We start from the raw sequence: 21,107 nt of genomic DNA, 5'->3' as shown, positions 1-21,107 counted from the left end.
AAAAAAGTTTATGTTTTTACATGGTTCTCGGTATTTTTAAAGTGTTATCTATTTAATACGTAGTCGTTTAAGTTGCTTCGGATAAATATCATGAAGCATAGAATGTAGTGTTAAATTTTTCCTATATTTGGCGCATGGATTTGAAATGGTACATTAGTACTTTAACGGTAATCGTTGCCTTCTTTTTTGGTGTTGCTAATCAACAACCAAATGCTGTGCCTAATCAGGAAATTGTTCTGCAACTTTCTGGTTATGAATCTGCGCAAGAAAATGCCGAGAAAGCCATTTCTACCATTACCAAACAACTGGAACGCATTGGTGCCGAAAACATTCAGGTTAGCGCAGGTGAAAAAGGTGTTTTAAATATTACTTACTATAGTGATTCGGATGTAGATCGTATAAAAAACATATTGTCTGAAGACGAATTTTTAGCATTCGATAATTCTACTGCAAAGCCTAATCAATTTCCTTCAGAAGATGACGGAACTCGTACTACTTATAATTTTAATGTTTTTGAAATCCATGACGGACACGATTTTGCTTTCGAACATTCAGGTAAAGTTGCTGTAGAGTTAAAAGCGAGCAGTCATCATTTTAATAATTCAAACGATTATCCATCTACTACATCTACTACGGATGTTATTGAGTTCTCTTCAATAAAAGTAGCATATAAGTTTTACAAAAATATTGCGCTTGCAATAGATAATAATGCTAAGAAAATACCCGAAGTTAGGGCAGGACCTATAGTTTAAGGAGGTTCAATGTTTCTTAATTCAGAATGTCATCATAGGTAAGTGTTTATGATGTATTTAACTTCCTCCAAAAATTAACGGTGTGGCGGAGCAATCAAGTCATCACTCCTAAAAAGATAGTTAGACAAATCGGTCTACAATTATCCTTCACTTATATATCTAAAAACTACATGTTAAGCCGTCTTAAGTACAGCTTACATGTCATAATATTATTAATAAATAATTAAATAATGCAGAATAAAGGATTAGTAAAGTTGTTTGCAGTCTTGTTCGGTTTGGTGAGTATTTACCAATTATCGTTCACGTTTAAAGCAAACAGTATCGACGACGCGGCAAAAGCGTATTCAAATGGAGACTCCGTAAAAGAGGCTAGATATTTGGATTCATTATCAACAGAAAAAGTGTTCAACTTAGGTGTTGCAGATTACACTTACGACGAGGTAAAAGACAAGGCAATGAATCTTGGACTTGACCTTAAAGGAGGAATAAACGTTATTCTTCAGGTATCTGTAAAAGATATCTTAAAAGGTTTAGCTAATCATACTAGCGAGCCAGCTTTTAATAAAGCATTAGATGATGCTTCAGAACTTCAAAAAAACAGTCAGAATACATATTTAGAAGATTTCTACATCGCGTTCGACAAAATTAAAGGAGACACTAAATTAGCATCTCCAGACATTTTTGCAAACAGAGCATTAAGTGATGAAATTACTTTCGATATGACAGACGACCAAGTGAAGCCTGTTATCGATAGAAAAATTGATGAATCTATTACATCTGCTTTCGAAGTATTACGTAAGCGTATTGACGAATTTGGAGTTACATCTCCAAACATCCAACGTTTAGGTGAATCTGGACGTATCTTGGTTGAATTACCAGGTGTTAAGGATGTAGAGCGTGCTAAAAAATTATTACAAAGTACAGCACAATTAGAATTTTGGGATGTTTATAAAGGAGAATCTTTAATTCCTTTTATTATTCAAGCAAACAATGTGCTTAAAGAAGAAGCAGATGCTAAAACTTCAACTACAGATGATGTAGTTGCTGAAGCTTCAGAAAGTGATTCTCAGATTGATGATTTATTAGGTGAAGCGGTAACAGATTCTACTAGTGTTTCTGCAAACCCGTTATTAGATTTAATAATCGGACAAGGATACCAAGGTGGGCCAATTGTAGCTCAATTCGATATTGATGACAAACAAACTGTTTTAGATTACTTAAACAGAGCAGATATTAGAGCTTTACTTCCAGCGGAGCAACGTTACGTTAAATTTGCTTTCGGTATGCCTGAAAAAGGTAGTGATGCTGTAGGTTTATATGCCTTAATTGGTAACAGAGAAAATGTACCACCTATGAGTGGAGCAGTTGTTACTAACGCAACACAACAATACGACCAATTAGGTAAGCCTGCTGTGTCTATGCAAATGAATGCAAAAGGAGCTAAGATTTGGGAAGAATTAACTGGAAAAGCATATTCTCAACAAAGTCAGATTGCTATCGTTTTAGATAACGTCGTGTATTCTGCACCGGGTGTAACTACTGGACCAATTGCTGGAGGAAATTCAGAAATTTCTGGACAATTCTCATTAAATGAAGCTGTCGATTTAGCAAACGTTTTACGTGCTGGTAAATTACCTGCTTCTGCAGATATTATTCAGAGTGAAGTTGTTGGACCATCTTTAGGTCAAGAAGCGATTGATAGTGGAGAGATTTCTTTCGTTATCGCGTTAGCATTAGTATTAGTTTGGATGTTCTTTTACTACGGTAAAGCAGGATTATTTGCAGATATTGCAATGGCATTAAACATCTTATTAATCTTTGGTGTATTATCTGGATTAGGAGCTGTATTAACTTTACCTGGTATTGCCGGTATTGTATTAACTATTGGTATGTCGGTAGATGCGAACGTGTTAATTTTCGAACGTATTCGAGAAGAGATATCGAATGGTAAAGGTCAGAGAGAAGCAGTTCAAGACGGATTCAGTAATGCATTATCTTCAATTTTAGATGCAAACATTACTACAGGGTTAACAGCTTTAATCTTATTTATATTTGGTACAGGTCCAATTAAAGGATTTGCAACTACATTATTAATTGGTATTGTAACGTCATTATTCACAGCGATCTTTATTACTAGATTATTAATTGACTGGTACATAAACCGTGGTGGTAAATTAGATTTCTCAACAGGAATTACTAAAAACTTATTCAGAAACATTAATATAGAATTCTTACAAAAACGTAAAATTGCTTATATCGTTTCAGGTGTTTTATTAGTCGTTAGTTTAGGTTCTTTATTTACAAACGGATTAGATCAAGGTGTAGATTTTGTTGGAGGAAGAAATTTCCAAGTACGTTTTAACGAAAATGTTAGTCCTTCAGAATTAGTTCCTACTTTGGACGAAGCTTTTGGTAGTGCAGATGCTAAAACTTTTGGTAGTGCTAACCAAGTTAAGATTACAACGAAATTTAAAGTAGACGAAACAAGTGCTGAGGTTGATGAGGAAATCAGAAAAAGCTTATATACAGCTTTAGAGCCACATTTAACAGGTATTTCTTACGAAGACTTTATTAGCGATAACGAGCACAAAACGGTAGGATTAATGAAATCTTACAAAGTAAGTCCAACAATTGCCGATGATATTAAGAAAGAATCTTTCTGGGCTGTATTAGGATCTCTAATTGTAGTATTCTTATACATCTTATTCCGTTTCAAGAAATGGCAATATTCATTAGGAGCTGTAGCTGCAGTATTCCACGATGTTATTATTGTATTGGGTGTATTCTCTTTAACATACAAATTCATGCCATTTAACATGGAAATCGACCAAGCGTTTATCGCAGCAATCTTAACCGTAATTGGTTACTCGCTGAATGATACCGTGGTTGTATTCGATAGAGTTCGTGAGTTTTTCGGAATCCACACAGAATGGAGCTTAAATAAAGTTGTAAACACGTCTTTAAGTAGTACACTTAGTAGAACGTTAAATACATCGTTAACTACATTAGTTGTGTTATTAGCAATCTTCGCTTTCGGTGGAGATTCTATCCGTGGATTTATGTTCGCATTAATAGTTGGGGTTGTAGTAGGTACATACTCTTCATTATTTATAGCGACACCTATTATGTACGATACTTTAGCTAATTCTGAAAAGAAAAGAAAGTTAAAAGGAGGAGACGAAGTTGCTGCATAAGTAACCGAATCTTAATAAGTATTAAAAAGCCTTCTAAGCGTAAGTTTAGGAGGCTTTTTGTTGTTTAAAACAGGGCTGCTGTAAGCTTGTAATATTGATTCGGAAATAAGATTTATCCTCACATTGAAATGTCAAATGAGGCGGTCATTCAGATCGAAGCGTAACAGACTGAAGAATCTATTTTTATTAAGACACTAGTTTTTATAATCGTGAGCTTAGAAGTTTTGTTAATTTTAAAATTAGAAATGGGAGCGTCATGCTGGATGTGTTTCTGCATCTCATCAGGCTCTAGGCTATCAATACTTGTGTGATCTTGAAACATATTCAGGTGATGAAAAACGTATAATAACACGGGTTAATAGTCTCTAGATGAATTTTTTTATAGAATCAAGCAAAGGAGAGTTAAGACTAAAAACGAAAAAGCCTGCAAAACTCTCAGTTTTACAGGCTTTTTTTATCATAATCTAGTCTTGAAATACTATCGTCTATAAAAATTTAGGCTTTAAAATAAGCATTGCCCAAACCCAATTTTGAGAATTTGCAGCTAAGTCTTCCGTTACACCTTTAAGTTCGTACATTCCATCTGAAGCAAACATTTGTGAATATCCAGCGGCTACAGAAAACTCATTAAACTTGTGTTGAAACACTAAATCAATTTCTGTTCCTAAGCTTTTCTCTCCGCTAGATAATTCTTCAGCTCCAGAAAAGTTTAAAATACTTACACCTAGCACCGATTTTTCTCCTAATGTAAAATCTGCATTCATATGAATATCAACTAAACCTATAGAATTTGCGTGATTCCCTACGTAGAAATAATCCATGTATCCATTAAATTTGTGGTTGGTACCATATAAGGGAAAGAATGCTCCTGTTTCGTCTGCAGATTCATCTTGAGATTTTCCACTTATATATTCAAATCCTGCTCCTAATTTTACTTTAGAAGTAACTTTATAATGAGCATCTATACTAGCTAATAATCCGGTGTTTACTTTTATATCGCCTTGACGATTCCCTGTTTGTAAGTATATGTTACTCGCTACATCATAGTTAGCTTTCTTGTATACTAAATGGGTTCCAAAGGTTTGTAAATTACTTAGTCCATCTGCTTTGTTGTTGTCATCAAATTCTTGGAAACCGTTATTCATAAATAGGAAACTCGCAGAAAACGCATCCCAAGTGTTTTTTACGTAACCATACTGCATGGTTTTGTAAGAGAAATAACCAGTGGTATAATAGGTGTTATCCGTATTCTGAAACCCAGAAGGGTTATTGTAATCCTGATTGTAAGCAAACCCTGCATCAAATTTTAAGGATTCTTTTCCTAATTGAATAAGAACCGCATCGTGATTTCGGCCTTGTTGTGTCCAATCTACGCCTCCTAAAATACGCTGGTCGTCGTAAGCAATAACTTGACGCCCTAATTTAGTCGACCAATTTTCATTTAGTTTAAGTTTAGCCCATGCTTGAAAAAGAGATAATGAATTGTTAGCATCTTCAATTAAAAGTTGTCTGTTTTCTCCCCAAACAAAAACATCTTGAACGCCAATATAGATTTCATAAGTCTCTTTTTTATATCCTAGATTAACGCGCGCCCTAGTCGAAATCCCAAATCCCGGATCGGCATCATCTGCGATTAAAGTGCCGTAACCATGTCTGAATTCTGTTCGAGGTCTCAATTCTCCATCAATAGAAAATTGAGCAAAACAGCTACCTGAAACCATTAAAAGTAAAACTGTTAGTAGAGTAATTTTAGTCATAATATATAGTAAAATTGATTAATAATTAGGTGTTAAGTCCTTATAATTAAATGAATTAATTCTAGTTATTTATGTTCAAAAATCTAAAAGCGATAACGGATTTAGCGTTCCTTAAAAATAACGATTTCTAATTTTATTAATTAGAATTTCACTATTAATAATTTAAAAGCCTTTTGTTTTAGTTTTTGGTAAAAATACGTATTTTTTTGAAAAATATTTAATTTTCGGCAACATAATTAAGTATTAATACTTACTTTTGAAATAAGTAATCGAATAATAACTACGTATATGAAAAAAGTGATTGTTGTAGGAAACGGAATGGTAGGGTATAAGTTTTGTGAAAAATTTGTAGCTAAAGAAGGAAGTGAAGCATTTAAAATAACTGTGTTTGGCGAGGAGCCAAGACCTGCATACGATCGTGTTCATTTGAGTGAGTTTTTCGAGAATCAGGATGCAAAAGCCTTAGAAATGGCTCCTAGATCTTGGTACGAAGATCATAATATAGATTTAATTACGGATGTCCGTATTTCGGATATTCACAGAAATAAAAAAACGATAACCAGTGTTGAAGATCAAGAATATGCTTACGATTATTTGGTGCTGGCAACAGGGTCTTCAGCCTTCGTACCTCCCGTAAAAGGCGTAGAAAAAGAAGGTGTCTTTGTATATCGAACAATCGAAGATTTGGAAGGTATGTTGGCATATGCTGCTAAAATAAAGGCGAAAAACCCTAATGCTAAAGCGGCTGTTCTTGGTGGTGGTTTATTAGGTTTAGAAGCAGGTAAAGCGGCAATGGATATGGGATTAGAGCCGCATATTGTTGAGTTTGCTCCTAAATTAATGCCTAGACAATTAGATTCTAGAAGTAGTCAAGTCTTACAATTAAAGTTAGAGTCCATCGGATTAAACATCCATTTAAGTAAGGCAACCAATCAAATTTTAGGAGACGATGGTTATATCACAGGATTGGAGTTTGGAGAAGATGATAAGTTAGATGTAGAGATGTTAATTATTTCTGCAGGTATTCGACCTCGCGATGAATTAGGAAAAACGTGTGATTTAAAAATGGGAGTTCGAGGTGGAATTGTTGTGAATAATAAAATGCAAACTTCAGATTCGGATATTTTTGCTATTGGTGAAGTCGCTTTATATAATCAGATGATTTATGGATTAGTTGCTCCTGGTTACGACATGGCAGAAGTTGCTGCAAGTCAAATTATAGGTAATGTAGAGGTTTTAATGCCTGCAGAAATAGACATGTCTACCAAATTAAAGTTAATTGGTGTAGATGTCGCTAGTTTCGGAGAACCTTTTATGCCTGCTTCAAAAGGGCATTCGGTTATTTTCGAAAACAAAACACAGTATTTATATAAGCGAATAAATGTAAGTCTAGATGGTAAATCTTTATTGGGAGGAATCCTAGTGGGAGATGCATCGGACTATAATATGCTACATCAAGTGTATTTAAACGGTATGGCTATTCCCGAAGATGCAGCACAACTTATTTTACCTGCAACCGAAGGCGGTGCATTTGGTAGTGCATTAGACTTGCCAGACGAAGCTCAGATCTGTTCCTGCGAAAACGTGAGTAAAGGTCAGATTTGTGGGGCTATTAAAGATGGTTCTTGCGAAGATTTGGCTAGTGTTATTTCTGCAACAAAAGCGAGTACAAGCTGTGGAGGTTGTAAACCTATGGTTACCGATTTAGTAAACGAAACGTTGAAGTCTCTAGGTAAAACCGTAAAAAATGTGATTTGCGAACATTTCGAATATAGCCGACAAGAATTATACGGCATTATAAAAGTAAAAAAACTAACCTCTTTTAATGAGGTATTAGATGCTTGCGGAACAGGACATGGTTGCGAAACGTGTAAACCTTTAGTGTCTTCAATTTTTGCGAGTTTATATAATACAACACCAAATAAGGAAGATGTTACTCAGGATACTAACGATAAATTTTTGGCAAATATTCAGCGTAACGGAACGTATTCTGTAGTGCCAAGAATTGCTGGTGGAGAAATCACACCAGAAGGCTTAATTGTTTTAGGTCAGATTGGATCGAAATATAATTTATATACAAAAATTACAGGAGGTGCTCGTATCGATTTCTTCGGAGCACAATTAAATGATTTACCTGCCATTTGGAAAGAATTAATTGATAATGGTTTTGAAAGTGGTCATGCCTACGGAAAATCTTTACGTACAGTAAAAAGTTGTGTAGGTTCTACATGGTGTCGTTACGGATTAGATGAAAGTGTCTCTTTCGCCATCGCTTTAGAAAACAGATATAAAGGATTGCGTTCGCCGCATAAAATAAAAGGAGGTGTTTCTGGCTGTATCAGAGAATGTGCAGAAGCTAGAGGAAAAGACTTTGGAGTGATTGCTGTAGAAGGTGGATGGAATTTATATGTTGGCGGAAACGGTGGAGCAACACCAAGACACGCAGAATTATTAGCTGAAAAAATAGATAACGAAACCGTAATAAAATACATAGATCGCTACTTAATGTATTACATACAAACCGCAGCACCCTTAATGAGAACTGCAGCGTGGTTAGATAAATTAGAAGGTGGAATAGAACAGCTTAAAAAGATTGTTATTGGCGATAGTTTAAATATTGTTGAAGCGTTAGAAAAAGAGATGCAATTTTTAGTGGATGCCTACGAATGCGAGTGGAAACAGGCGATTGAAAATGATGAGATGAAGAAGCGTTTTAGTCATTTTGTGAATTCAGAGGATAGAGATGATAATTTAGTTTTTGTGCCTTTAAGAGATCAAAAAATGCCAAAACATTGGGAAAAAGAGGTCAAAGAAGTTACACTATAGCTAAATAACGTTAACGTTTTAAAACATAAATTATGGAAAAAGTAATGTCAAAGTACAAAACAACGACTCAAGAAGATGTTAAGGTTTGGTTTAAAGCGGCTTCAACAGAAGCGTTTCCAAGCGATGGTGGTGCATGTGTGAAATATAAAGATTTACAAATAGCAGTGTTTAATTTTTCACGATTAAATACCTGGTATGCTTGTCAGAATTTATCACCAGAAAAGCAGGAAATGGTGTTGTCTAGAGGTATGTTAGGCGATCAAAAAGGAACACCTAAAATCGCTTGTCCGTTACATAAAAAAACATTTTCATTAGAGACAGGCGAAAATTTAAATGGCGATTTAAATCCTATTGCAATTTATCCTGTAAAAATAGAGGACAACTTTGTGTATATCGGATTTTCTGAATAGATTTGATAGATACCAAAAAACTTTAAAACCGTGAGTGCAAAATTTGAACAAGCTATAGCATTAATTGATGAAAAAAATGCTCAAGATCTAAATCGTGACATCAGTAATGGCGAATCCATGCCAAAAGAATTGTTGTATTCACAGCGCATGACAGATTGCTTGTTGAACTATATGCCAACGGCTTCCGAAAGTTTACAAATCGCTGCTCGTGCACAGCATATTTGTCGTTGGGAAATTCCTAGAAACGAATATCCAATGACGAAGGCGGGATATATGAATTGGCGTAACGATCTTAAAAAAATGCACGGTGATTTAACAGGTGAAATAATGAAATCTGTTGGGTATGATGATGAATTTATCGAGCGTGTACAGTTTTTAATGAGTAAGAAATCATTTAAAAAAGATCCAGATTCACAGACGCTAGAAGATGTGGTGTGTTTAGTATTCTTACAAAACTATTTTGAAGATTTCGCAACGAAACATGACGAACCAAAGTTAATTGATATCGTACAAAAAACATGGAATAAAATGTCTGATGCAGCGCATAAAAAAGCGATGACTTTAAATTATTCAGAATCCAGTTTTAAGCTTATTCAAAAGGCATTATCTTAAACATATTTTAAATGAATGATCGCAGTAGTTCGTTAGATACGAGTACGTTTAATAGGCTACGTCGGTTATATATTTTTGCATTAGGTGCTATTGCATGTTCTGTAATTATAAGTCAAATAATCGTCCGCAATTTCTTAATTGATCAGCAGGACGATTCTTCAGTTATAAACGTTGCTGGTCGGCAACGTATGCTTAGTCAGAAACTAAATAAAGAAGTGCTTTTAATAGCACATGCAACAGATTTTTCGGAACGTTTAGTTTTAAAGGATACTTTAAAGAAGACCTTAGCACAATGGAAAATATCGCATACAGCCCTTCTTCAGGGAAGTGATAGCCTAGAACTTTCAGGAACCAATAGCGACAAAATTGTTGCGTTGTTCGATCGTATTCAGACTCCGTTTTCTGAGATGTACGACGCTTCAATATCCATAATATCCCTTTTAGAAAAGGAACCTAATACAGAACAAAATCAGTTGACTCCTTATGTGAATCAGGTCAATCCGAATGCATTTCGTTTTTTAAGCCTTATGGATACGATTGTAAATCAATATGATTCTGAAGCTAACGAAAAGGTAAATCTGTTAAGTAAGTGGGAATTGTTTTTAATGATTTTTACATTACTACTTCTCGTTTTAGAGTTTCTGTTTATTTTTAAACCGACAGCTAGAATGGTTAAAAAAACCATTACTAGACTCTTGCGATCAGAAAAAAGAGCAATCAATACGGCTCAGGAAGCTGATTTTCTAAGAAAAGAAAATGAAAAATCGGTTAAAGAACTACGTGTTTTAAATCAGACTATGGATAAAACCTTGTTGTTTGCACGTGTAACGCCAGAGGGGGCTATTCTTCATATTGGTGAGAAATTTTCTAAATTATTTGAGCAGTCGGCATTCAAAATCAATTTAAATTCAAATTTCTCTGAATTAATTTCAACAGTAAAAAACGATCAGCAATACGTAGAGCATATTTTAAAAACCTACAATAAATCGGGTTGGCAAGGCGAGATTAAAGCCGTAAAAAACTCTGGAGAGATCTTGTGGTTAGAAATGTATTTAATTCCGATTAATTCAAAATCTGAAAAATCTGAAATTTTAATTATTGCTTCAGATATTACAGAAAAAAAGCAAGCTCAGCTAGATTTAGAATCGTTAACGAAGTCGAGTTACGAGGAAAAAATGAATCAGCAAAAGATCATTTCATCTAAAATTATTGAGAACCAAGAGAAAGAACAAAACCGAATCGCAAAAGATATTCATGATGGTATCGGGCAAATGCTAACGGGGCTTAAGTATAATTTAGAGAGTGTAAATTTAAACGACCTAGAAAAGGCGGCTTCAAAAATAGAGCATCTAAAAAGTCTAACAGGCGATATTATCCAGGGCGTGCGTGCAGCGACGTTTAATTTAACACCGCCAGAACTAAGCGACTATGGTATTGTTCCTGCACTTTCAAAATTAACACAAGAATTATCTAGACTTACAGGTAAAAAAATAGAGTTATATAATCGTACAAATTTCAATAAACGACTAGATTCTTTAGTCGAAATTAATATGTATCGCATCACTCAAGAGGCAATAAATAATGCCATTAAGTATGCCGATTCTACGTATATATTGGTGTCTATTTCTCACAGTGAGCATATATTAAGTATCACGATAGACGACGATGGTAAGGGCTTCGATATTAACCGTCCAAAAAACATTAGAACCGGAGTTGGTGGTATGGGAATGACTTTTATGAATGAACGAATTAACTACATTGATGGGCGCCTGTTTATAAACTCTTCTGAAGCGTCGGGAACGCGAATAACCTTAAATATCCCTATCTAATTCTGCGTATTTACTTAATTTTTGATTATTTTGCTACGTATTAATTTTGAAAATATAAGTAGATGATAAATGTAGTGTTGGCCGACGATCATGTCTTAGTCCGTGATGGAATAAAATCTTTATTAGAAGATCAGGAAGGCGTTCATGTATTGGATGAAGCATCAGACGGGAAAGAAGCACTTAAAGTTGTAGAAGCTTGTAATCCAGATGTCTTAATTGTGGATATTCGTATGCCAGAAATGAATGGGATAGAAGTTGTTGCAGTACTTAATAAGGCTAAAAGCCCTGTTAAAACATTGGTGTTGTCTATGCATGATTCTGAAGAATACGTTTTAAATGCCATAAATGCTGGTGCCGATGGTTACTTATTAAAAGGATCGAGCAAAGAAGAATTTATAAAGGCTTTACAAATGATTGCCTCTGGAGGTAAGTATTTTACAGGGGATATTTCATCTATTATTGTTAATAGTATGATTAATAAAGGAGGTGCGAAACAAACGGAAGTATTAGAAAAACCAGAAGCAACGTTTAAGCTTACCAAACGTGAAAAGCAAATCCTAGCTTTAGTCTTAGATGGGAAAAGTAATAAAGAAATTGCTGAAGATTTGGAGGTTAGTAAACGGACAGCAGAAGTTCACCGATTCAATCTTATGAAAAAGCTGGATGTGAAAAATCTAATCGAGCTTACTAAAATGGCCTCTAAGTATCAGTTAATATAATACTTAGGACTAAATATCATTATATTTTGGCTTCTTAATGTCTCTTTTTGAAAGATTAATAATTTAAGCGTGAATTTTTACTAAGTACGTAATAATTGAAAAAATACGTAATTTTATACGTAGTAATTAAGTATTAATACTTAATTTTATCACACTAACGTATAAATTCAATTGTTATGAGTTCTACAAAAGCTACAAAATTAGATCTTTTAAATGTCAAGAGTCTTCCAATCCGAACGTTTTGGATCACATCAATCGCCTTTTTCTTATGTTTCTTCGCTTGGTTCGGTATCGTGCCGTTTATGCCAGACGTGGTTAGGGATTTGGGGTTAACACCTTCGCAAAAATGGAATTCCATTATACTTGCTGTTTCGGGTACTGTATTTGCGCGATTATTAATCGGTAAACTTTGTGATAAATATGGACCACGTCTTTGTTATTCGTGGTTATTAGTAATAGGTGCTATTCCGGTAATATTATTAGGCTTTGTGCAAACGCCTCTTCAATTTTTAGTGTGTAGATTCTTTATTGGGTTTATTGGAGCTTCATTTGTAATTACGCAATTTCATACTTCAATTATGTTTGCGCCAAATATTGTAGGAACGGCGAATGCTACTTCTGCTGGTTGGGGAAATTTAGGTGGAGGTGCCAATCGTTTAGGGATGCCTTTAATCGCTGCAGCGGTTGTTGCTTTTGGAGCAGCCGAATCGGAAGCGTGGAGATATTCTATGATTATAGCTGGTGTGGTTTGCTTTTTAATGGGACTTGTGTATTATAATTTTACTCAGGATACTATAGATGGAAATTATAAAGATTTAAAAGCAGCTGGTAATATGCCGCAAACCAAAAAGGATGATGTTGGTTTTATGGAGGCCGTTAAAGATTACCGTGTTTGGATCTTATTCTTTGTATATGCAGCATGTTTCGGAATTGAATTAACCGTGTATGGAACGATGGACGATTATTTACAGAATACTTTCCAGTTAGAACGTGTTACAGCCGGAAATATCGTACTCTCCTTTGCCTTGATGAATATTTTTGCTAGAACCTTAGGAGGATATTTCGGAGATTTATTTGGAAAATTAAAGGGATTACGCGGACGTGTTTTATTTCTTGCCGCCATATTAGCTATCGAAGGCGTAATGTTAGCTTTGTTTTCTACAGCAACGGGAATCGTAGTGGGAATATCACTTTTAATACTATTTAGTTTATCAGTGCAAATGGCAGAAGGTGCGACATTCTCTGTTGTTCCTTTTGTGAATTCTAAAGCGATAGGTTCTATCTCAGGAATTGTTGGAGCAGGAGGAAATGTAGGCGCTTTTTTAGCAGCCATATTATTAAAATCTAAATCGGCTGTTGCAGAAAAAGCAGCGATAACAGCCAGTGAAGGACTAGGGGCAGAAGCAGTTCAGGCCGCTCAAGCCGCAGCAGCTTCCTCGGCAGTATCAAGCGGATTTTTACTAATAGGTGGAATTGTAGTCTTGGTTGGAGTAGGAACATTAGCCATTAAGTTCGCAACCGCGACAGATAACGTTACTGAAGAAGAATATGACGAGGAGTATGATGCTCAAATGGCAACACAGTCCATATAAATTACGATTAAAAAATACAGTTATGTAATAATAGTTTTATTACATTTAAGATGAATAGACAAATGTATTAAGTACATATGATGCCTCAAAAAGAGATTAAAACAACGTGTTCGTACTGTGGTGTAGGCTGTGGTATTATCGTAAAGAAGGATGAAAATAATAAAGTTTATGTGGAAGGTGATAAAGACCATCCTGTAAACAGAGGGATGTTATGTTCTAAAGGAATGAATTTGCATTATGTTGCAAACGATGTGTCCGATAGATTATTATATCCGGAAATGCGATGGAGTAAATCGCATCCTTTGGAGCGCGTTAGTTGGGATACAGCTTTAGATCGGGCAGCAAAAGTTTTTAAATCGGTTATAGAAAAGCACGGTCCGGATAGTGTTGGGTTCTATGTTTCTGGGCAGTGTTTAACCGAGGAGTATTATATTGCAAATAAGCTAACAAAAGGGTTTTTAGGAACTAATAATATTGATACCAATTCAAGGTTATGTATGAGTTCTGCAGTTGTTGGGTATAAAAAAACATTTGGTGAAGATTCAGTGCCAATTTCTTATGAAGATATTGAATTAGCAGATTGCTTTTTAATCACGGGAGCAAATCCAGCATGGTGTCATCCCATACTTTTTAGACGTATCGAACAACACAAAGAAAAGAATCCGAATGTAAAGATTTTGGTGGTTGATCCGCGTAAGACTGATTCTGCTAATTTCGCAGATGTTCATCTTCAAATTTTACCAGGAACAGATGTCATTTTATATAATGCTATTGGCCGACGCTTGATAGAACGTCGTATGATTGATAAAAGTTTTATTAAAAATCATACAGAAAACTTTGAAAAATATAAGAAACAAGTCCTTTCTACATCGTTAAGTGATGCTGCAAAATTATGCGGTATTACTGTAGATGAAATTAAAAAAGCAGCGCAAATTATAGGGCAATCTAAGGCCTTTATCAGTATGTGGGCCATGGGTCTAAATCAGAGTGCAATTGGGACACATAAAAATTATGCGCTTTTAAATTTATCTTTAATTACAGGACAAGTGGGGAAGCCGGGTTCTGGACCATTTTCGTTAACAGGCCAGCCCAATGCCATGGGGGGGCGAGAAGTAGGAGGAATGGCAAATTTATTGGCTGTTCATAAAGATTTATTTAATGAAAAACACCGTCAAGAAGTTGCCGATTTTTGGAAAGTAGATAAGATTTCGGATAAAGCTGGGTATACGGCGACCGAAATGTTTGATGCTTTAGAGTCCGGTAAAATGAAAGCAGTTTGGATTGTATGTACGAACCCAATGGTGAGTATGCCGAATGCCCATAAAATAGAGAAAGCTCTAAAAAATGCTAAGTTTGTAGTGGTTCAAGATATTTCAAACCGATCGGATACTTTAGAACATGCCGATTTGGTTTTACCAGCAGCAGCTTGGTTAGAGAAGGAAGGTACTATGACAAATTCTGAGCGTCGTATTTCATATTTACCGAAAGGTATCGAAGCGCCCGGAGAAGCAAAACCGGATGTCGAAATTCTATGTGAGTTTGCTCAGAAAATGGGATTCAACGGATTTAACTATAACTCTACTGCCGAAATCTATCAGGAATATTGCGAGATGACTAAAGGCTCGAATATCGATGTTTCTGAATTAAATTACGAGAGATTAAAAAGCGAGGGAACGTTTCAATGGCCAGTTTCAGAAGGCCAAAAAGAAGGAACGCCACGTTTGTTTCAAGATAAAAAATTCTATACGCCGTCGCAAAAAGCGATATTTAATATCCCCGATTTTATTAATAATGTATCCGATTTACCTAACGAAGAGTATCCATTAATTTTAACAACAGGTCGTGTTCGTGATCAATGGCATACTATGACAAAAACAGGGAAAGTGTCGCGTTTAAAAACGCATTATTCTACACCCGTTTTAGAGATAAGTCCTGTAGATGCTTTTTTAAATAAAGTAAAAGATGGCGATGTTGTCGATGTTAAAAGTGGATTAGGGATTGTAAGAGTCCGTGCAAAAGTAACCGATAGTGTTAAAAATGGTGTGGTCTTTTTACCAATGCACTGGGGAAAACAGCTACAAAGCGATTTAAATCGTGCGAATAATTTAACGCATACTATTGTCGATCCAATCTCTAAAGAGCCAGATTTTAAATATACACGGGTAGCGGTATCCAAGTATAAAAAGGAAAAAGAAAGAATACTAGTGGTTGGTGCAGGTGCTGCAGCCTTTCGTTTTATTCAGAATTATAGAGAACATAGCGAAACAGATGAAATAGTTGTGTTTTCAAAAGAAATTAATCCGTTCTATAATCGCGTTTTACTTCCAGAATATGTTACTGAAGAGTTAACCTGGGAGCAACTTTTAAAGATTAAGGCTAACGAACTCAAGAAGCTTCAAATTGAATTATATGCGGAAACGTTTATTGTTGAAATTGATCGTGATAATAAATTAGCAACCGATAATCATGGAAATCATCATGCGTACGACAAGCTAATTATGGCTACAGGAAGTCGTTCTTTTGTGCCCAACGATGTGCAACTTAATTTGCCTGGTCGCTTTACATTGCGCTCCAAAGATGATGCAGATCGCTTTAAGTCGTATTTAGATGGTACTAATCTTAAAGCCGAAGATCAGCATGTGACTATTGTTGGTGGTGGACTTCTAGGCTTAGAACTTGCGGCGGCACTAAAGCATAGAAATGTAAACACGACGATTATTCAGCGCGCTTCTAATTTAATGGAGCGGCAGTTAGATCCCATTTCAAGTAAACTATTAGCGAAACATGTTCAAGAATTGGGGATTCAAATTTATTTCTCTAATGAAGTCAGTACGGTTTTCGACGACGACGACACTAAAAACGCTCTAAATATTACCTTAAAGAGTGGGAAAACATTTAAATCGAATGCCATTGTATATGCTATCGGTACACGTCCGAATATTGAAATAGCAAAATCTAGTGGTGTTATTTGTGGTCGTGGCATCAAGGTGAATCATCACTTACAATCTTCAGATCCCAATATATTTGCTATTGGCGAGATAGCAGAATTCAATAATAATATTTTAGGAATTACTTCCGCAGCCGAAGAGCAAGCAGCGATTTTAGCAAACTATTTAGCGGGAGATATTAGCAGTATCTATAAAGGTTCTGTTTCTATGAATATCTTGAAATTTAGCGATTTAGATTTATGTAGTTTAGGTAATCTAACGGTTCCTGAAAACGATAATAGTTACGAAGAAATCATTTTTATGGACATGTCTAAACGCTACTATAAAAGATGTATCGTAAAAGACGATCTCTTAGTTGGAGCGGTACTGATGGGAGATAAGAATGAATTTGCCGAGTTTAAAACACTTATTGAAAGTAAAGTAGAGCTGTCTGACAAACGCGATAAATTATTAAGAGGAGCATCTAACGATAAACCTGTAATAGGGAAGTTGGTGTGTTCTTGTAGTCAAGTTGGAGAGGGGAATATTAATGATGCCATTAGTAAAGGCTGTACGAATTTTACCGAATTATGTAACCAAACAGGTGCAGGATTGGGATGTGGTAGTTGTAAAACTGAAGTACGAGAGATATTAAATAATCATAAAGTTTTAGCCTAATGCAAGAGTTATCTAGATTAATTGTAAAAGGAGGTGTATTGTCTCCAGGAGAGTTAAAATCGATTTGCTTAACAGCAGAAAGTTTAGGTTTAGATACCATTTCTTTTGGGTCTCGACAAGATATTTTACTGTCAGGAAAAGTAGATCCTAAGGACTTAGAGACCGTCGATAATCTTCAGGTTGTGCCATCTCATGGCGAAGGCTCTGTGAATATAGTGTCGTCTTATGTAAGTGCAGGGATTTTTTCTAGTACCTCGTGGTTAACTGGAGAAAAGTACTTGTATGTGTTGGAGCAGTTTCGTGAAAATCCGCAATTAAAAATTAATATTACAGATCCTAGACAGCGTTTGGTACCACTATTTACAGGGCATTTAAACTTTATAGCCTCAGAGCACGAAGATTATTGGTATCTGTATGTCCGTCTGCCAGAATGGGAGAAAACAGAAGTATATCCGGCTTTAATTTATAGTTGGGATATGGCGAAAATTGAAACGACAATTGAAGGCCTTTTAAAAGAAGAGCCTGAAAGTGTCGAGATGATTTTCGATTTAGTAAACGATGCAATAGACACGAATAACAGAACCATAGATAAACCATTACAAGTGCCATTTTATCCGTTTCCGTATTACGAAGGGATGAATCGGATTGGGAACGATAAATATTGGTTGGGCTTATATTGGCGAAATAATAAATACGATTTAGCCTTTTTAAAAGCGATGTGCGATTTATGTTCCGATTGTAAAATTGGTAAAATATCTATCACACCGTGGAAATCGTTTATCGTGAAAGATATACCAAATGACACCAAATTGATTTGGGAAAAGTTCTTAGGGAAATTCGGAATTAACGTGCGCCATTCCATGCTAGAACTGAATTGGCATTTGCCAGTAGCTAACGAAGATGCTTTAAAATTAAAAAAATATTTAGTGGCTAATTTCGATCAAAACGATATTAGTACATATGGTTTAACCTTCGGAATAACGGAGCTTGCTAAAAAAGCATATTATTTTACGTCTATCGTGATCGAAAAAAATGAACAGCCTAAAGCGTTGTCAGATTATAAAATTCGGGATACTTATAATTTGTTATACGCTAAAAATTTCGACCCTAATTCAAGAGAATACATTACGCACGTTCAAGATGTAGATCAAGTAGAATTACCAGGTTTACTTATGGAATTGAGTCAGTTGTATTTCGAGCAATTAGGAACAGAACGTGACGAAGAAAAGTTAGCTAAAAAAGCGGATAAAACGATTGAAGCAGAAGTGCACCAATGTCAAGATTGTTTGACGGTTTATAATGAAACGTATGGAGATCAAACGCAAGACATCGCTCCAAATACACCCTTTTCCGATTTGCCAGACACGTATGCGTGTTCGCTTTGCGAAGCGCCGAAATCGAACTTTATCAGTAAGATATTAACACAGCACATCAAACAAGATTAACCGCCAATGGTAATCATGCTGCGGTTGTTCGTGTGATTCTCTGGATTATTTAAGGATTCAAAATCTCTCATACCTGCGCGTACCGCATATTTCTTTTGGATTAAATTAGCGATAAGCGGTTCTATGTTCTCACCTTGTCTGTATGCTGTAAGTAAATTGGTTTCTTGGTTCGAGAACAAACAGTTTTTAATATTTCCATTAGCCGTCAATCGAATACGATTACAACTGTCGCAAAACGGATTACTAACCGAGCTTATAATTCCGAAAACACCTTTATAGCCTTTTATCTGATAATTTCTACTCGTGTAATTCTTTTCGTTTTCTAGTGAAATTATTTCATCTTCATCAAAATGTGAATGCGCTTGTTCTAAGATTTCCGCTTGAGTGACTAGTTTCTCTTTATTCCAATTATTACCATCAAAAGGCATAAATTCTATAAAGCGAATTGCTATAGGAAGATGTTTTGTGAATTTAATAAAATCGATAATTTCATCATCGTTAAAACCTTTAATCAAAACCACATTCATCTTTACATTGAAGCCTTCTTCTAATAAAAGAATGATGTTATCGTATGCTTTCTTAAATTGATCTCGGCGTGTTATAAATGTAAATTTTTCTGCTTGCAAACTATCTAAACTCACATTAACATCCTGTAAGCCATATTGTTTAAAATCGTCTATAAACCGATCTACAATGACAGCATTTGTGGTAATTGAAAGTTTAATATTTAAGGCAGAAAGTTGTTTTAGAATTTCAGAAAAGTCTTTTCTTACCAAAGGTTCTCCGCCTGTTAACCTGATTTTAGTAACGCCATGTTTCACAAATACCGATGCGATTTTTAATATCTCATCAGCCGTCATGATGTGTTCTTTTGGGGTTAATGGTACGCCATTTTCTGGCATACAATATGTACATCGTAAATTACATTTTTCGGTTAATGAAATACGTAAATACGAATGATGGCGTCCAAAGTCGTCGGTTAATATGTTGGTGTTTGTATTCATTTTAATGTTGCTGACCTCTTAATATTTTAAATACATGAAGCACGTGCGGAAACACAGCATCCATAGATTCTTTAGCACCGTTTGTAGAGCCTGGTAAAGCCAAAACTAAGCAGTTTCCGATTGTTCCTGCAACACTTCTAGACAACATGGCGTAAGGCATACGATCCTGACCGTAGCTTCTAATAGCTTCTTCGATTCCAGGAATTCGGCGTTCTAAAATAGGTTCTAAGGCTTCTGGTGTCACATCGCGATACGATAAACCTGTTCCTCCTGTAAAAATGATGAGGTTATTGGTTTCTGCCAGTGATAATGCTTTTGCTCTTATCAAGTCAATTTCATCAGGAATAACATCGTAGTTCTGAATTTTTACTGCGTTTGCTTCCAGTTTTTCAATAATTGCTTTTCCTGCAAAATCTTCTTTTTTGCCTTCAGAAATGGAATCTGAACACACAATTACACTCGCATTTAGTGTTGCAATTTGCTTGTTCGGGTAACTGCTTTTCCCACCTTTTTTCTCAACTAATTTTATGGTGCCAATTTCAATGTGTTTGTCTATCGGTTTCAACATATCGTACATGGTCAATGCGACTACAGATGCACCGTGCATAGCTTCAACCTCAACACCTGTTTTATAAACGGTTTTCACATTAAAGATAATATGGATTTCCAATCCTTCAATGCGATAGGCTACCGAAGTAAATTCAATAGGCAAGGGGTGGCAATCGGGAATAACGGTATGTGTGTTTTTTACAGCAAAAAGCCCTGCTGTTTTTGCCATTTCTAAAACATTCCCTTTTGGAACTAGATTGTTCTGAATAGCTTCAATGGTTTCTGGTTTACTAACTTTTACAATGGCAGTAGCCGTTGCGGTGCGTAACGTGTTTATTTTGTGGGTAATGTCTACCATGTTATTTGATATTTGTTTTCCATTGGTGTGTGTCGTCTTCAAAGATTTCTTTACCAAAAATGGGCACTTTCTTTTTTATAATATTTACAAGATATTCGGTTGCAGCATAGACTTCTTTACTGTGTTTCGCGGAAACAAAAACAAAGAAGCAGATTTCTCCAGCGTTGATTTTTCCAAGACTGTGATAAATATGCATACAGGTTAAATCGAAGGTTTTAAATGCCTTTTCGCGAATCTCTGCAATTTGCTCTAAAGCCATCTCTTGGTAGGCTGTAAAATCTATCGCGGCTACAGTTTTACCATCTATCTCGTCTGCGCGAACTTGACCTAAAAATATATTGTGTCCACCAATAGTGTGTTTACTTTGGTGTTTTGCGATGGAATCTGAAATAAAGCTAGGTGAAATAGCACCGTCTATAAATACATTATTCTTTTTCATGAGTTTTACTTTTATA

Annotated in this window: 14 protein-coding genes; 10 read left to right on the top strand and 4 right to left on the bottom strand. The window is 35.5% G+C overall.

What is annotated here, in order from left to right; all coding sequences use genetic code 11:
• The first annotated feature begins 134 nt into the window (after window positions 1–134).
• Both ACFFVB_RS14755 and secDF read left to right on the top strand, forming a co-directional pair.
• The gene (locus ACFFVB_RS14755) at window positions 135–752 is read left to right on the top strand and encodes a hypothetical protein (protein WP_382383940.1); all 618 of its coding nucleotides are present in this window, start codon (window positions 135–137) and stop codon (window positions 750–752) included.
• Window positions 753–982: 230 nt separating this feature from the next.
• Window positions 983–3,946, top strand: coding sequence for a protein translocase subunit SecDF (secDF, locus tag ACFFVB_RS14750; RefSeq protein WP_382383939.1), 2,964 nt, complete (start codon window positions 983–985; stop codon window positions 3,944–3,946).
• A 485-nt stretch (window positions 3,947–4,431) separates the two neighbouring features.
• Here the strand turns inward: secDF and ACFFVB_RS14745 are convergent, their stop codons facing one another.
• Window positions 4,432–5,703: an alginate export family protein gene (locus ACFFVB_RS14745; RefSeq protein ID WP_382383938.1), complete on the bottom strand. Its 1,272-nt coding sequence runs from the start codon at window positions 5,701–5,703 to the stop codon at window positions 4,432–4,434.
• Window positions 5,704–5,991: 288 nt separating this feature from the next.
• Here ACFFVB_RS14745 and nirB point away from each other — a divergent pair, with 288 nt between their 5' ends.
• The 8 genes from nirB (at window position 5,992) to ACFFVB_RS14705 (ending at window position 18,741) form a co-directional block, all read left to right on the top strand.
• Window positions 5,992–8,529: a nitrite reductase large subunit NirB gene (gene nirB, locus ACFFVB_RS14740; protein ID WP_382383937.1), complete on the top strand. Its 2,538-nt coding sequence runs from the start codon at window positions 5,992–5,994 to the stop codon at window positions 8,527–8,529.
• A gap of 32 nt (window positions 8,530–8,561) precedes the next feature.
• Window positions 8,562–8,939: a nitrite reductase small subunit NirD gene (gene nirD, locus ACFFVB_RS14735; RefSeq protein ID WP_382383935.1), complete on the top strand. Its 378-nt coding sequence runs from the start codon at window positions 8,562–8,564 to the stop codon at window positions 8,937–8,939.
• A 30-nt stretch (window positions 8,940–8,969) separates the two neighbouring features.
• The gene (locus ACFFVB_RS14730; RefSeq protein ID WP_382383933.1) at window positions 8,970–9,551 is read left to right on the top strand and encodes a DUF4202 domain-containing protein; all 582 of its coding nucleotides are present in this window, start codon (window positions 8,970–8,972) and stop codon (window positions 9,549–9,551) included.
• 11 nt (window positions 9,552–9,562) lie between these two features.
• Complete coding sequence (locus ACFFVB_RS14725; RefSeq protein ID WP_382383931.1) at window positions 9,563–11,380, top strand: sensor histidine kinase; 1,818 nt, start codon at window positions 9,563–9,565, stop codon at window positions 11,378–11,380.
• A gap of 62 nt (window positions 11,381–11,442) precedes the next feature.
• Window positions 11,443–12,099 (top strand): response regulator, encoded by a 657-nt coding sequence (locus tag ACFFVB_RS14720; protein ID WP_382383929.1) that lies wholly within the window; start codon window positions 11,443–11,445, stop codon window positions 12,097–12,099.
• 176 nt (window positions 12,100–12,275) lie between these two features.
• On the top strand, window positions 12,276–13,691 hold the full coding sequence (locus ACFFVB_RS14715) for an MFS transporter (RefSeq protein WP_382383927.1): 1,416 nt from the start codon (window positions 12,276–12,278) through the stop codon (window positions 13,689–13,691).
• Between the two features lie 80 nt (window positions 13,692–13,771).
• Window positions 13,772–17,296 carry a molybdopterin-dependent oxidoreductase gene (locus tag ACFFVB_RS14710; protein ID WP_382384189.1) on the top strand — a complete coding sequence of 1,175 codons (3,525 nt, stop codon included), beginning with the start codon at window positions 13,772–13,774 and terminating at the stop codon, window positions 17,294–17,296.
• The gene (locus tag ACFFVB_RS14705; RefSeq protein WP_382383925.1) at window positions 17,296–18,741 is read left to right on the top strand and encodes a rubredoxin; all 1,446 of its coding nucleotides are present in this window, start codon (window positions 17,296–17,298) and stop codon (window positions 18,739–18,741) included. The genes ACFFVB_RS14710 and ACFFVB_RS14705 overlap by 1 nt, the downstream gene beginning before the upstream one ends.
• On the opposite strand, the gene moaA is transcribed toward ACFFVB_RS14705, so the two are convergent.
• Genes moaA through ACFFVB_RS14690 form a run of 3 tightly spaced genes read right to left on the bottom strand, consistent with a single transcriptional unit; the run spans window position 18,738 to window position 21,091 of the window.
• Window positions 18,738–19,745: a GTP 3',8-cyclase MoaA gene (moaA, locus tag ACFFVB_RS14700; protein WP_382383923.1), complete on the bottom strand. Its 1,008-nt coding sequence runs from the start codon at window positions 19,743–19,745 to the stop codon at window positions 18,738–18,740. The two genes, ACFFVB_RS14705 and moaA, sit on opposite strands and share 4 nt — an antisense overlap.
• Window position 19,746: 1 nt before the next feature.
• Window positions 19,747–20,652: a bifunctional molybdenum cofactor biosynthesis protein MoaC/MoaB gene (gene moaCB, locus ACFFVB_RS14695; RefSeq protein WP_382383922.1), complete on the bottom strand. Its 906-nt coding sequence runs from the start codon at window positions 20,650–20,652 to the stop codon at window positions 19,747–19,749.
• A gap of 1 nt (window position 20,653) precedes the next feature.
• On the bottom strand, window positions 20,654–21,091 hold the full coding sequence (locus tag ACFFVB_RS14690; RefSeq protein WP_382383921.1) for a molybdenum cofactor biosynthesis protein MoaE: 438 nt from the start codon (window positions 21,089–21,091) through the stop codon (window positions 20,654–20,656).
• Window positions 21,092–21,107 lie beyond the last annotated feature (16 nt).

The sequence above is a fragment of the Formosa undariae genome (genome assembly GCF_042427615.1).
Classification (GTDB): Bacteria; Bacteroidota; Bacteroidia; order Flavobacteriales; family Flavobacteriaceae; genus Formosa; species Formosa undariae.
The sequence above is the reverse complement of the archived record's forward strand: the minus strand, read 5'-3'. Positions and strand labels throughout refer to the sequence as shown.